We start from the raw sequence: 12,528 nt of genomic DNA on the forward strand, positions 1-12,528 counted from the left end.
CTCGGGGTCATCACCCGCGCCGGCGACGGCATGTTGCGAACCGTTTTGGTAGCTGGCGCGACGGCAGTGATCGCGGATATGCGACGACGCGGGAGTCGCCCTTGGTCCTGGCTGAAAGACATGATCGCTCGCAAGCCGCCAAAGCTGGTGGCGATAGCGTTAGCAAACAAGCTGGCGCGGATTGCTTGGAAACTGATGGTCAGCGGCGAACGGTACCGGCCTGCGAGCGCCGTACCGATGCCAACGCCGACATAGACTTGAACGACAAAAAGAGCTTGGCGTCAGACGGGCAGATCTGACGCTGGGGCCGGAACTTGCAGGAAAGGAAGAGGTGGTACGTTCGGCGCGAGCCGGTCATGTGAGACACTCCGCTCGGTTTACCGGCAGCAAATGCCGCTCTCGTGTTTGGAGCTCACTGTCCGCGAAGCCCATCTTGGCCAGTGGTCGCAAGACCCGATAATAGGCCGGACATATGAGCGCAAGCGATCCGAGCATGCTGCCCGAGCCAATCCTTGCAAGTCGGGGGCCGTCCACATATGAACCGAGCCGCTTTGCGTCTCGGCCATCCGGCTTCGATCCCTCGCGCAAGCGGATGCGGAGCTCCTCGCCGGGGGCACTCGGAAAAGGGGCTCGCCTGCGGCGACCGCTATCACTGCCCCGTTCCCGGGTGCCGCTATTAAACCGATCTCGTCGCTGCACTCGGACCCGCGTGCCCCTTCGGGTCGCTATGCTCACGCTCTCCGGGTGCCATTCCGTTGGGGCGATGCGCCCCTGGCGCACGCCTGGTCGGGCCTGCGGCCCCACGTAGCTCAACGCAATTCCCAGGAACACCCGATGGAAGGCGGGCTGCGTCGCAGATTTCGCATTCTCAGAGGTAGGGGCGAGAGTCAGAGTGCCGGCGGGGTTTTACCGTGACGGGTTACAGGCTGCGAGAGAGGCTCGCGGTCCCCGTCGCGGAGATCCGCGATGTCCAGACATTATCCTCGGGCGCGCACCGGTGAGGACCGGACAAGCCTTTATGACGACATCACCAACAAGATCATCGCCGAGCTGGAGGCTGGCCGAGTGCCGTGGGTGCAGCCTTGGGGTATCGCGGCGGCGAAGGCGCCTTTGGCCATGCCGAAAAGCGCCGCGAGCGGCCGTCAATATAGCGGCATCAATGTTCTGATTCTCTGGGGAGCAGCCACTGAGCGCGCATTCACAGGTCAGAGCTGGCTTACATTCCGTCAGGCGCTGTCGCTCGGTGGTCACGTCCGCAAGGGCGAGCGCGGCACCACCGTGGTCTACGCCGATCGGTTTGTGCCGGCCAAGGAAAAGCGCCGCGCGAGTGAGAACGGTGAGGAAGCGCAGCCCATTCCGTTCCTCAAGCGCTTTACCGTCTTTAACTGTGATCAATGCGACGGCTTGCCTCCAGAGATCGCGACGACGGCGCCGCCTCCGCCGCCAGGCCTGATCGAGCCGCAGGTCGAATACCTGATCAGGGCGACCGGCATCGACTTCCGCATCGGCGGCAACCGCGCCTTTTATGCGCCGACGGAAGATTATGTGCAGGTGCCGCCTCCGCAAGCCTATTTCGAACCGACCAATTGGCATCGAACGGCCCTGCATGAATTGGCACATGCCAGCGGCCATCCTGCGCGTCTCAACCGTGACCTTTCAGGCGCCTACGGTACCAGGAAGTATGCCTTCGAGGAGCTCATCGCGGAGATATCGTCGGCGTTCAGTTGCGCTTCGCTCGGCATCGTGCCGACGGTGCGGCACGCCGACTACATCGGCTCCTGGCTTGACGTGTTGCGAGAGGATAATCGCGCGATCGTGCGGGCTGCTTCGCAGGCCAGCAAGGTTGCGGATTATCTCCTTGGCTTCCTGCCGGAAGTGACTGTCGGCATGACAACCGAGAGAGCGGACCAGGAAGCGGCGTGAGATTCTCCTCCGTCACCGCGAGCACGAGAGTGAGAGGGCAGGGTCGTTTTCCGCGACGGGTTGGAGGTCGAGAGAGAGGCTCCCGGCCGCCCGTCGTGGAGAATCGATATGACGAAGGCTGTCCAAAAGATCACGCTGTCCCCCTCACGTGATATTCCGTTCAACAAGTTGGTCCTGAGCCAGTCCAACGTCCGGCATGTGAATGCGGGCATTTCCATCGAACAACTCGCCGAAAGCATCGCGCAGCGTACGCTCCTGCAGAGTCTCAATGTGCGGGCGGTTGTGGACGCCGAAGGCAATGAGACCGGCATGTTCGAGGTGCCGGCCGGCGGCAGGCGTTATCGCGCGCTGGAACTTCTCGTAAAGCAGAAGCGCATGGCGAAGACGCAGGCCGTTCCTTGTGTCGTGCGCGAGGGGGGCATCGCTGAAGACGATTCGCTTGCAGAGAATGACGAGCGGATAGGGCTGCACCCGCTCGATCAGTTCCGAGCCTTCCAGACCTTGAGTGGCGCCGGATTATCCGACGAGGATATCGCTGCCCGGCACTTCGTCACACCGGCCGTCGTGAAGCAACGGCTCCGGCTGGCATCCGTGTCGCCAAAGCTCCACGACCTCTATGCCGATGACGGCATGACTCTCGAGCAACTCATGGCCTTTTCTGTTACAGCCGACCACGCCAGGCAGGAGCAGGTCTGGGACAACGTCAGCCGGTCCGGCTATGACGAGCCCTATCAGATCCGGCGAATGCTCACGGAAAATGCCGTGCGCGCGTCCGATCGCCGCGTTCAATTCATTGGGCTTGATGCTTACGAGCAGGCTGGTGGCGGCGTTTTGCGAGATCTGTTCGAGCACGATGATGGCGGCTGGCTTCAGGACGTTGCTTTGCTCGACCGTCTCGTGACAGAAAAGCTCAAAGCCGAAGCCGAGCCGATTGCAGCCGAAGGCTGGAAGTGGATTTCGGTCGCCGTCGAATTCCCCTACGGCCACGCCGATGGCCTTCGTGAGCTGGAGGGCAAATCGGTCGATCTCTCACCAGAGGAGCAGGCCACCATCGACGCCCTCAACGCCGAGCAAGCCAGGCTTGAATCCGATTATCAGGATGCCGACGAGTTGCCCGATGAGGTCGAGCAGCGTCTCGGCGAAATCGAGACGGCACTCGCCGCGTTCGAAGACCGGCCGATGATTTACGATCCGGCCGAGATCGTCCGCGCTGGCGTCTTCGTCTGCATCGATTCCGAAGGCCGCCTCTCGGTGGATCGGGGTTACGTCCGGCCGGAGGACGATTTGTCGGCACACGATCCTGATGTCGGGCAGGGCGCCGACACCCAGTCGATCGAGGGGACGGCGGCTGGTACTTCCGTCCAGCGCAGGGTCATCGCGGTGGCTGGCGGCGCTACTGATACGGAAGAGGATGATGAGGACGCGACTAAACCGCTGCCGGATCGGCTCATCACCGAACTGACGGCGCATCGCACGCTGGCATTGCGGGATGCGCTGGCGGAAAATCCGGCGATTGCGTTCCAGGCGGTGCTGCACAACTTCGTGCTGACGGCCTTTTACCGGTTCGCATCGTCCGGGAGCTGCCTTGAGATCGGACTTCGCACGCCGACCTTTCCGGCTCAAGCACCTGGCTTGAGGGAAAGCGCGTCCGCGAAGGCCGTCGAGGCGCGGCATGAGTCCTGGAAAGCAAGACTGCCGGATAGCGAGAACGATCTTTGGAATGCCCTCACGGCCCTCGATGGCGGTGCGCAGGCATCCCTGTTCGCGCACTGCGCCTCGTTTGCGGTCAACGCCGTCTATGAGCCGGCTAACCGCTACAATCAGGGTCGCGTCTCCGCCCACGGCGTCGGCTCCCGGCTCGGCCAGGCTGATGTGCTGGCACGTGCCATCGGCCTCGACATGGTTCAGGCGGGGTGGAAGCCCACCGTCGACAACTATCTCGGCCGGGTCACCAAGCCGCGCATTCTGGAGGCGGTGCGGGAAGCAAGAGGCGAATCGTCCGCGCAATTGATCGACCACCTGAAGAAGGCCGACATGGCCAAGGAGGCCGAGCGTCTTCTCGATGGCTCGGGCTGGTTGCCGGAGCCGCTGCGTCTCGTCGATCCCGATGCGGCGTCAGGGGAGCAGGAGAGTGAAGCGGGCGCGCTGCCCGAATTTCTCGGTGAGGACGAGGATCGGGACAACGCGAGCGACGATGATCCGCAACAGCTCGACGCGGCTGAGTGACATCTAGAACGGGATAGCTCCCGTCGTTCCACAATTGCTTGGGGACCGGCGTGCAGCGCCGGTCCCCATTCTTTTGGACGAGGGCTGAGAGGGAGAGCGGGGCCGGGAAGGGTTTGAGCTGTCGGGTCTTGAGGAGAGCGCCTGATGGTTCGACCCATTCCTGCTCTCCGAAAAGAAACCCTGTCATGACCGAATCTCCCGCCGGCGGCGCTGCCGCCGCGCCGCTCTCGATGCGTGCCGCTGCAACTTTCACCTCAGCCGCCGTCCGGGCCGCCCGACAGCTCACGACCGATCTCGAGCGCGGCCGTCGCATCGATGCCGCTGTCCTGCGTAGCGCGATGGAAGCTGCCTTCGGCGCTTCCGACGCCACTGGCATCTGGAACTTGAAGACCGCCTACGATGTCTGCGAGGCGGCAACCGTTCTATTCCTTCGCAAGTTCGGCCCGGCCATCCGGACCAAGGCAGGCTCGCCGGTCGCGATGCTGCCGATGCCCACGAGGCTCGCCAGTCTTCTTCCCACCCACACGCGGCGCTCCGAGGACAGCCAGGCCCTTCAACAATTCTCCACCCCGATCCCGTTGGGGCTTGCCGCATGCACCGCGGCCGGCATCACGCCGTCTGATCGGGTTTTGGAGCCCTCCGCGGGGACCGGCTTGCTCGCCATCTTTGCCGAGCTCGCCGGCGGGGCCCTGATATTGAACGAGCTGGCTGAGCCCCGCGCGGCCTTGCTCGATCTGTTCCTCAACGTCAAGGTCACGCGGTTCGACGCCGCCCAGATCGATGATCACCTCGATGCGGGCGTCGCACCGAGCGTCGTCCTGATGAACCCGCCTTTCTCCGCATTGGTGAATGTCGATCGACGAATGGCGGATGCGGCGCTCCGGCACATCGCTTCTGCCTTGGCCCGTCTTTGCGACGGTGGGCGTCTGGTCGCCATTACCGGCGCGAGCCTTAGGCCGGACAACCTCGCTTGGCGAGACGCCTTTGTTCGTCTTCAGGAACGCGGGCGGGTGGTGTTTTCTGCCGCCATCGACGGGGCCGTTTACGCCAAGCACGGAACGCAGACTGACACACGACTGCTTGTGATCGACAAGCAGCCCGCCGCAGACCCGAACGTCCTTCCCGCTTCACCGGGCATGGCGAGCGATGTCGCCACCTTGCTCGACTGGGTAAGCCAGCATGTGCCTCCGAGGCTGCCTGTTGTCACGCCGATCGTGGTCGACGTCATTAGGCGCCCGCCGATGTCACGATCGGTCGGCGCTTCTGCGCCACGCCCATCCTCCACTTCCGGAAGCGGAGCGCCAGAAGGCGTAGAACTTTCCTACGAGACAGTCGAATGGTCGCCTCCGGAAGGCGCCCGACTGACCGACGCGCTTTATGAGGAATACGCATTGCAGGCGATCCATATTCCGGACGCGCATGCGCATCCGACGAAACTCGTGCAGTCTGCCGCGATGGCCTCCGTCGCGCCGCCGAAGCCGTCGCACCGGCTACATCTGCCGGCCAATGTCGTGGCGGATGGCATCCTGTCCGACGCCCAACTTGAAAGCGTCATCTATGCAGGCGAGGCGCATTACGAATTTCTTGCGGGCTCCTGGACGGTCGATGCGACCTTTGACGTGGTGGCGGCCGCGCGCGACGACGCAGAGAATGCCGTGAGTTTTCGCCGCGGCTGGTTTTTGGGCGACGGCACCGGCGCGGGCAAGGGGCGGCAGGTCGCCGGCATCCTGCTCGATAACTGGTTCAAGGGGCGGCGCCGTGCCGTCTGGATCAGCAAATCCGACAAGTTGATCGAAGACGCGCAGCGCGATTGGTCCGCGCTCGGCATGGAGCGGTTGCTGGTGACGCCGCTGTCACGTTTCCGGCAGGGCACGCCGATCCGGCTTTCGGAAGGCATCCTTTTTACCACCTACGCTACGCTGCGTACCGATGAGCGCGGCGAGAAGCTTTCGCGTGTGCAACAGATCGGCGAATGGTTGGGCTCCGACTTCGACGGAGTGATCGTCTTCGACGAGAGCCACGCCATGCAGAACGCGGCAGGCCAGAAGGGCGAGCGTGGCGATCAGGCGGCGTCTCAGCAGGGGCGCGCAGGGCTCAGGCTCCAGCACGCGTTGCCGAATGCCCGCGTTGTGTATGTGTCGGCGACGGGCGCCACGACCGTGCACAATCTGGCTTACGCCCAGCGGCTGGGCTTATGGGGCGGCGCCGATTTCCCGTTCGCCACCCGCGCCGAGTTCGTCGAGGCGATCGAGGAAGGCGGTGTCGCGGCCATGGAAGTGCTCGCCCGTGACCTAAAGGCGCTCGGTCTCTACGCGGCGAGGTCTCTATCTTACGAGGGCGTCGCGTACGAGCTCGTTGAGCACCAGCTCACGCCCGAGCAGGTTCGCATCTATGATGCTTATGCTGGCGCGTTCAGCGTCATCCATAACAACCTCGATGCCGCGATGCGGGCCGCCAACATCACCGGCGAGACCGGCACGTTGAACGGCCAGGCCAAATCGGCCGCTCGCTCCGCTTTCGAAAGCGCGAAGCAGCGCTTCTTTGGCCATCTCCTGACCTCGATGAAGACGCCGTCGTTGATCAGCTCGATCGAGTGCGATCTCGACGCCGGCCATGCCGCCGTCATCCAGATCGTTTCGACCGGCGAGGCGCTGATGGAGCGCCGGCTCGCCGATATCCCGACCGAAGAATGGGGCGACGTCCAGGTCGACATCACGCCGCGCGAGAATGTCCTTGACTATCTCGCCCATTCCTTTCCAGTCCAGCTCTACGAGCCCTTCACCGACCAGGAAGGCAATCTCTGCTCCCGGCCTGTCTACCGTGACGGCCAACCGGTCGAGAGCCGGGAGGCCGTCACTCGCCGCGACCGCCTGATCGAGAAACTCGCCTCGCTGCCGCCGGTGCCTGGGGCGCTCGATCAGATCGTCCAGCGCTTCGGCACCGACATGGTCGCGGAGGTCACAGGCCGCTCGCGCCGCATCATTCGCAAGGGCGGGCGGCTGGTCGTTGAAAACCGAACTGGTTCGGCCAACCTCGCCGAGACCTCGGCGTTCATGGATGACGTCAAGCGGATCCTCGTGTTCTCCGACGCGGGCGGGACGGGGAGGAGCTACCATGCCGAGCTGTCGGCGCGGAATCGTCGCCTGCGGGTTCACTATCTGCTCGAGCCAGGCTGGAAGGCGGACGCCGTGATCCAGGGGCTCGGCCGGACCAACCGGACCAACCAGGCGCAGCCGCCGCTGTTTCGTCCCATCGCGACCGACGTGAAGGCCGAAAAGCGGTTTCTCAGCACCATCGCCCGCCGGCTCGACACGTTGGGCGCCATCACGCGCGGCCAGCGCCAGACCGGAGGGCAGGGCCTGTTCCGGCCGGAGGACAATCTCGAAAGCCATTACGGCCGTGACGCGTTGCGCCAACTTTATAACCTGCTGGCGCGGGGCAAGGTCGACGGCTGCTCGCTCGAGAGCTTCGAAGATGCGACCGGTCTGAAGCTGACCGACACCAATGGGCTCAGGGATGACCTCCCGCCGATCACGACTTTCCTGAACAGGTTACTGGCGCTCACGATCGAGCTTCAGAATATCCTGTTCGGCGTCTTCGAGCAGCTATTGACGGCGCGGACCGAAGGCGCGATTGCGTCGGGCACCTATGACGTCGGGCTGGAAACGCTCCGCGCCGCGAGCTTTGTCGTCACCGATCGGCGGACGATCTACGTCCATCCGGGCACTGGCGCCGAGACCCGACTTCTCACGATCATCCAGCGCCTGAGCAACCATCCTGTGGATCTGGATGATGCGCTTGCTCGTGCCTCCGATCGCAACGCCGCCCTGCTGTTCAATGAGCGCTCGGGACGAGCCGCCGTGCAGGTCCCCGCCCCGAGCTTCATGCTTGACGACGGCGAGATCGAACGGCGCGTCCGCCTGATCCGGCCGATGGAGCAGCATACGATCCCCCTGAATATGTTGGCGGAGAGCCACTGGATCGAAGCGGATCGCGAACGTTTTGCTACGGCCTGGCTGGCGGAGCTTGCCGAGATCCCAGAGTTCACGGAAGGCACGATCCACATCGTGGCCGGCTTGCTGCTGCCCATCTGGAAGCAGCTGCCGAACGAGTCGACACGGGTCTATCGGTTTCAGACCGATGCGGGCGAGCGGATCATCGGCCGCAAGGTCTCGGCTACCTGGGTCGCGAATGTCCTTGCGGCTGACGCGCCGGCGTTGACGCCGGACGCTGCCTTTGCCGCGCTCATGGAGGGACGGACCGTCCTCGAGCTTGCGGAAGGGCTCCAATTTCGCCGCGTCCGCGTAATGGGCGCTTACCGCATCGAACTGTCTGGGTTCAACGACACGATGCGCGACCGCTTGCGGGTATACGGCCTCTTCGGCGAGATCATTTCCTGGAAGCTGCGCATGTTCGTGCCTACGGATGCGAGCGGTGTCGAGATCCTGTCGAAAGTGCTCGACCACTATCCGGTCGCGCGCATCAGTGAGCGGGAGGCCGCCTGATGCCGCGCGAAGCCTCCGACCTAGCACGCCGCCTCGCGCGCGAGGCCGAGGCGGTGTGCCGACACTATCTCTCCAATGGCAAGCGGGCGGGCCGGTACTGGGTGGTCGGCGACGTCCACAACACCGCCGGCCGCTCGTTGTTTGTGCGACTTAAGGAGTCGCCGAAGGGGCCGGCGGGCAAGTGGACCGATGCCGCAACAGGAGAGCATGGCGATCTCCTCGACATCATCCGCGAAAGCCTGGGACTGCGCGACTTCCGCGAAGTCGCCGAGGAGGCAAGACGCTTTTTGAAACTGCCCCGCGATGAACCGGAGCTCGTCCGAAGGACTGTTGGTCCGGCAGTACCGGCCGGATCGCAAGAGGCAGCCCGTCGGCTCTTTGCGATATCCGGCCCGATCGAGGGGACCGTGGCCGAGGCATATTTGCAGCGTCGCGGCATAGCCCGCGTGCACCATGGTGGCACTCTGCGTTTCCATCCGCGCTGCTACTATCGGCCCGATGAACGCCTGCCGACCGAGACCTGGCCGGCGATGATCGCCTGCGTCACGGACCTCAAAGGCAGGATCACCGGCGTGCACCGCACCTGGCTTGATCCGGACGGCTTTGATCGCATTCGGCTTGGCAAAGCTCCGATCGATACGCCACGACGCGCGATGGGTGATCTCCTCGGCAACGCGGTTCGCTTCGGCGTGGTGGACGATGTGCTCGCTGCCGGCGAGGGTATCGAAACTATGCTTTCGTTGCGTTACGTGCTGCCGAGCATGCCGATGGCGGCTGCCCTATCGGCCAATCACCTCTCGGCCATGTTGCTGCCCTCGAGCCTGCGTCGGCTCTATATCGCGCGCGATGACGATGCTGCCGGAGATGCCGTACAGGCGATTCTCACCCAGCGCGCAGCAGACGCCGGCATTGAAGCCATCGCGCTGTCGCCGCGGCTGGGCGATTTCAACGAAGATCTGCACATCTTTGGGCTCGAGGCCCTCCGAGCAGAGTTGCGGCTCCAACTCGCACCAGAGGATGTCGTCCGCTTCCTGCATTTCTCGACGCTAGCCGCGGAATAAACGGGTGCTTTGATTTCCGTCGACAAGTCGGTCGCGGTGAGGCCATTGTCGGAAGAGGACGCGACCTCGGCCTTCTAGAGGGCGATCGGACGGCAAGCGGCCCGGGCCGGCAATGGCTGCGTCCGGCTATTTTCCGCCGCGCGCCAGCGATGTGAAGACACATCATGCGTTTGGCAGCGCGCTTTGCATCGCGAAGCAAAATAGCCGGCCTCCGCCATCCTCCGCTGCCGCTGCGGCCCTTTCGGGTTCTGGCCCGTTCCTCCTGCCGTCAGAGGATCGCCACGAAGGCCGCGATGGTCGCAGCCGATCCGGCAAAGGACCTCTTCCCATGACCGACCATGACGACATCGAACCGCCGCATGCCTCTTCCCCAACCGACCACGTCCTCACCGAATTGCAGCTCTTCGGCTACCGCCCCTTCGACGACCAGCCCGATCCAAGACCCCTTCCGGAGGGCAAAATGATCGCCGGCGCCGTGGCCGATATCTTCGATGCCATGGTTGCGACCTTGAACGACACGCGGCTCGAGCCGGACCTCGACGATCTGCTCTGGTCGACCGTGAACCTGTTCCGCCGTGCCGTTGATCGCATCGAACGCCAACTCGATGACAACGAGCAGGCGCAGCACAAAAGCCAACGCGAGCAGAACGGCTCGGAAGTGCGATCGGTCGAACTCGAGCGCCTGACGGCCGAAGGCATCACGCTGATCGAGCGCCGCAATTGCCTGGAACTGTTCCGGGATCAGGCCATCGAGCGATTTGAGGTCAACACCGGCTCAGCTTGGCGTCCTCGGTCGGGATCATTGGTCAATCACCGAACGCTCACCGCGGCAATGATCGACTCCCGCGACTTCATCGCCGCCAAGCGTCGTTCCGAGACTGAGGTCATGTTGCCACCAGGGCCGAAAATCGCACTCACCGGTGGGTTCGACTTCAACGACCACCACCTGATCTGGGATCGGCTCGACAAGGTACATGCCAAGCATCCCGACATGGTCCTCCTGCATGGCGGCTCCCCGAAAGGCGCTGAACTGATCGCCTCGAAATGGGCGACGAGCCGGAAGGTACCACAGATCGCCTTCAAGCCCGATTGGACTAAACACGCCAAGGCGGCGCCGTTCAAGCGCAACGATGCGTTGCTCGAGCTTCTGCCGATCGGCGTCATGCATTTCCCGGGCACGGGAATCCAGGACAACCTCGCAGACAAGGCGAAGCGGCTCGGCATCCCCGTGTGGAGGTTCGGCGGCGCGTGAGCGCCGTCGCGCTTGACATCGAGACAACCAAGCCGGAGTTGCACGCCGCAACTCCGCCTCGTTTCGACTCCATATCGAAAGTTGCGCCGTGGTGGTGGTGGAAGGCGCGGCTGATAGATCCATGCATATGGAGCCACCACCATGCTCGCGCTTGGGCTTGTTCTCAACACACTTGGCATCGGATTGTTCTGCTGGGCGGTCTTTGCGCTCGCTGTGTATGCCTTGCCATTCTTCGTTGGACTCAGTGTCGCGATGTTGGCATTTCGTAATGGCGCGGGCGTCTTCGGCGCACTGCTTATCGGAATTGCTTCTGGCGCGCTGACGCTTGGCGCTGGTCAGGTCGCCGTCGCCGCTAGTCGGTCTTTGACCTTGCGCGTCGCGATCGCAACTGCATTCGCACTCCCTGCGGCAATCGCTGGATATCATGTGGTGTTTGCCCTGTCGCAGATCGGAGTGCCTTCGCTGGCTTGGCGCGAGGCCTTCGCTTGCGGAGGTGCGGTTTGCATCGGCGGCACGGCATGGACGCGCTTGATCGTTTTCGCGGAGACCCGCCCGTTGGAGTCGGGCGGGCTGGTGGAGAATGCGCCCGAACCTGTTCTCACAGCCGCCGCACACGAGCGGTGAGGCTTCGTCGCCATCATCCGTCGAGCAAGACGGCACAGGGCGTCACGTTGAACGAGGGGTCGTCGAGCTTGAGCGAGAAGTAACCGCGTTCCTCCTCGGGGCGCTTTAAGCAAGCCGTACCGGTCTCTGTCTGGCCCACATAGCTGCGGTGGAGCGGCGCGCTGCGTTCGTTCCGGGACGATACCGCCCTTTGCGGCGGATTGTTTCTCTTTCTGCGCCGAACCGTACCAACCCCTTGTTCAGCACAACCGAGATTCGCCAGTCTTCTCCTTGAGATTGCGGTTCAGCACGCGGACCACGTGGCCTCCTTGATGGCTTGATCTGGCCGAAGACCGGCTGCGCCTCGATCGTCTGAGCCGCAACGCCGTTGCTGCGACTTTCTTCCCCTGGCTTCGCCCATTCCTCGCGAGACAAGAAAGTCGCCACAACGACGTCCTCCGCTGCGCTGCGGCCCGCGAGCGGGTGCGTCGCCGATCGTCTTCGGCCTCTAGATCGCCATCGAGGCCGCGGTGGTCGCGGGCTCGAAACACAAAAGGAGAAGAGACATGGCTAACATCGGTTCCTTCAAGAAGGTCGGCAACGATTTCCAGGGCGAGATCATCACCCTGAGCCTGCAGGCCAAGGGCGTCCGCATCGTCGCCGAGATCAACCGCTCCAACGACAACGCTCCCAGCCACCGCATCTATGTGGGCCGGGCGGAGATCGGGGCAGCGTGGTCGAAGCGCTCCGAAGAGGGACGCGACTACCTCTCGCTCAAGCTCGACGACCCCTCGTTCAACGCGCCGATTTACGCGAACCTGTTCGATGAAGAAGGCGGCGAAGGCTACACCTTGCTCTGGTCGCGGCCCCGCAAGAATGGAGAGTGAGGCTCATTATCGCCCCGCCCGACGACCTCGGGCGGGGCTCCCTCTTGGGGGAAAGCCGACTGAGCAAAGCG

General features: G+C 63.6%; 8 protein-coding genes and 1 pseudogene. 8 read left to right on the forward strand and 1 reads right to left on the reverse strand.

Annotated features, from left to right (window positions below; translation table 11 throughout):
• From BRA1253DRAFT_RS45510 to BRA1253DRAFT_RS29030, 7 genes and pseudogenes are all read left to right on the forward strand, one after another.
• Positions 1 to 255: pseudogene (locus BRA1253DRAFT_RS45510) on the forward strand (IS110 family transposase); the annotation flags it as partial.
• Positions 256 to 966: 711 nt separating this feature from the next.
• On the forward strand, positions 967 to 1,923 hold the full coding sequence (locus tag BRA1253DRAFT_RS29005; RefSeq protein ID WP_007600269.1) for an ArdC family protein: 957 nt from the start codon (positions 967 to 969) through the stop codon (positions 1,921 to 1,923).
• A 108-nt stretch (positions 1,924 to 2,031) separates the two neighbouring features.
• Positions 2,032 to 4,149: a ParB/RepB/Spo0J family partition protein gene (locus tag BRA1253DRAFT_RS29010; RefSeq protein WP_007600271.1), complete on the forward strand. Its 2,118-nt coding sequence runs from the start codon at positions 2,032 to 2,034 to the stop codon at positions 4,147 to 4,149.
• A gap of 185 nt (positions 4,150 to 4,334) precedes the next feature.
• Positions 4,335 to 8,654 carry a strawberry notch-like NTP hydrolase domain-containing protein gene (locus BRA1253DRAFT_RS29015; protein WP_007600272.1) on the forward strand — a complete coding sequence of 1,440 codons (4,320 nt, stop codon included), beginning with the start codon at positions 4,335 to 4,337 and terminating at the stop codon, positions 8,652 to 8,654.
• Positions 8,654 to 9,715: a toprim domain-containing protein gene (locus BRA1253DRAFT_RS29020; protein ID WP_007600274.1), complete on the forward strand. Its 1,062-nt coding sequence runs from the start codon at positions 8,654 to 8,656 to the stop codon at positions 9,713 to 9,715. Before BRA1253DRAFT_RS29015 ends, BRA1253DRAFT_RS29020 begins: the two co-directional genes overlap by 1 nt.
• A 328-nt stretch (positions 9,716 to 10,043) precedes the next feature.
• A complete protein-coding gene (locus tag BRA1253DRAFT_RS29025; protein ID WP_007600275.1) occupies positions 10,044 to 10,967 on the forward strand; it encodes a DUF2493 domain-containing protein in 924 nt (307 codons plus the stop codon).
• 141 nt (positions 10,968 to 11,108) lie between these two features.
• Positions 11,109 to 11,591, forward strand: coding sequence for a hypothetical protein (locus BRA1253DRAFT_RS29030; protein ID WP_007600280.1), 483 nt, complete (start codon positions 11,109 to 11,111; stop codon positions 11,589 to 11,591).
• A 13-nt stretch (positions 11,592 to 11,604) separates the two neighbouring features.
• On the opposite strand, the gene BRA1253DRAFT_RS45515 is transcribed toward BRA1253DRAFT_RS29030, so the two are convergent.
• Positions 11,605 to 11,730 carry a DUF736 family protein gene (locus tag BRA1253DRAFT_RS45515; protein ID WP_245285986.1) on the reverse strand — a complete coding sequence of 42 codons (126 nt, stop codon included), beginning with the start codon at positions 11,728 to 11,730 and terminating at the stop codon, positions 11,605 to 11,607.
• 406 nt (positions 11,731 to 12,136) lie between these two features.
• Here BRA1253DRAFT_RS45515 and BRA1253DRAFT_RS29035 point away from each other — a divergent pair, with 406 nt between their 5' ends.
• Entirely contained in the window at positions 12,137 to 12,457 is a 321-nt protein-coding gene (locus BRA1253DRAFT_RS29035; RefSeq protein WP_007600281.1) for a DUF736 domain-containing protein, read from the forward strand.
• Positions 12,458 to 12,528 lie beyond the last annotated feature (71 nt).

Origin of the sequence: Bradyrhizobium sp. WSM1253 (genome assembly GCF_000244935.1) — a bacterium.
In the GTDB taxonomy this organism is placed as follows: Bacteria; Pseudomonadota; Alphaproteobacteria; order Rhizobiales; family Xanthobacteraceae; genus Bradyrhizobium; species Bradyrhizobium canariense.

Coding starts and splice junctions, on each gene's coding strand:
- BRA1253DRAFT_RS29035 (WP_007600281.1), top strand. CDS start 12,137: ATGGCTAACATCGGTTCCTTCAAGAAGGTCGGCAACGATTTCCAGGGC.
- BRA1253DRAFT_RS29010 (WP_007600271.1), top strand. CDS start 2,032: ATGACGAAGGCTGTCCAAAAGATCACGCTGTCCCCCTCACGTGATATT.
- BRA1253DRAFT_RS29005 (WP_007600269.1), top strand. CDS start 967: ATGTCCAGACATTATCCTCGGGCGCGCACCGGTGAGGACCGGACAAGC.
- BRA1253DRAFT_RS29025 (WP_007600275.1), top strand. CDS start 10,044: ATGACCGACCATGACGACATCGAACCGCCGCATGCCTCTTCCCCAACC.
- BRA1253DRAFT_RS29030 (WP_007600280.1), top strand. CDS start 11,109: ATGCTCGCGCTTGGGCTTGTTCTCAACACACTTGGCATCGGATTGTTC.
- BRA1253DRAFT_RS29015 (WP_007600272.1), top strand. CDS start 4,335: ATGACCGAATCTCCCGCCGGCGGCGCTGCCGCCGCGCCGCTCTCGATG.
- BRA1253DRAFT_RS29020 (WP_007600274.1), top strand. CDS start 8,654: ATGCCGCGCGAAGCCTCCGACCTAGCACGCCGCCTCGCGCGCGAGGCC.